Source organism: Pseudoxanthomonas mexicana (assembly GCF_001556105.1).
Classification (GTDB): Bacteria; Pseudomonadota; Gammaproteobacteria; order Xanthomonadales; family Xanthomonadaceae; genus Pseudoxanthomonas_A; species Pseudoxanthomonas_A mexicana_A.
Genome location: NZ_LSIF01000102.1, coordinates 1 through 741 on the forward strand (window position 1 = coordinate 1; position 741 = coordinate 741).

At 59.2% G+C, this 741-nt stretch carries 1 protein-coding gene; it reads left to right on the forward strand.

The genetic code is table 11. From position 1 onward, the window contains the following. On the forward strand, positions 1-312 hold a 312-nt coding region (locus AX730_RS17585), incomplete at its 5' end, for a hypothetical protein (RefSeq protein ID WP_062358506.1). Between the last annotated feature and the right edge of the window lie 429 nt (positions 313-741).

Genomic DNA, 741 nt, shown 5'->3' on the forward strand with positions numbered 1-741 from the left:
CAACTCGTCCAAGCCGAACCCGCTTCGCGGGTCGGCTTAACTCAGGCGTTAGGCCTCATGAAGCAAAAGTTGCGTTGGCTCGGAGTTGCATTGCTATCGGTGGCAGCGTTGCTGTTCTGGCAGCACATTTCCATGCTCATTGCCTCTGACGGCTGCTTGGACTCCGGTGGCAGCTATGACTACGTAGCGCAGGCCTGCGACCATGTAGTGTCACACCCGCATATACCGTTCTATCGCACCTGGAGCTTCTGGGTGGGCGTAGTACTTTCCTTGGGTGGATTCTGGGCTGTTGGACGCACGGATGAGGCCTAACAATTCATTCAAGCCGACGCCGCTTCGCGGCGCGGCTTAATTCAGGCGTTATGCGTGGGCGGGCGTTCTTGTTCGGTCGGCTTCGGCCATCATCGGGCTTTGCATTCTTCATGGCTTCGGCGTTAATCGGCTGTTGATGGCTCCGGCTTCGTTGTTCTTCTTTGCTTCGCTTGGCTCGGCTTCGGTTGCATCGTGTTCGCGCCGCGCGGTTGTTGTCCAGGTTCACGGCTTGCGGATGGGCGGCGCTGCGGTCTTCGGCTCAAGCACAGCCGGCCCCATGTTGTTATCGGCTGGCGGCGAGTGATTTCAGGCTCCCGGTCATCGCGCAACCGTTGCAGGCGACCGGCTCCGGGCTTACATTGGTGCATAACAATTCGTCCAAGCCGAACCCGCTTCGCGGGTCGGCTTAACTCAGGCGTTATGCGTGGG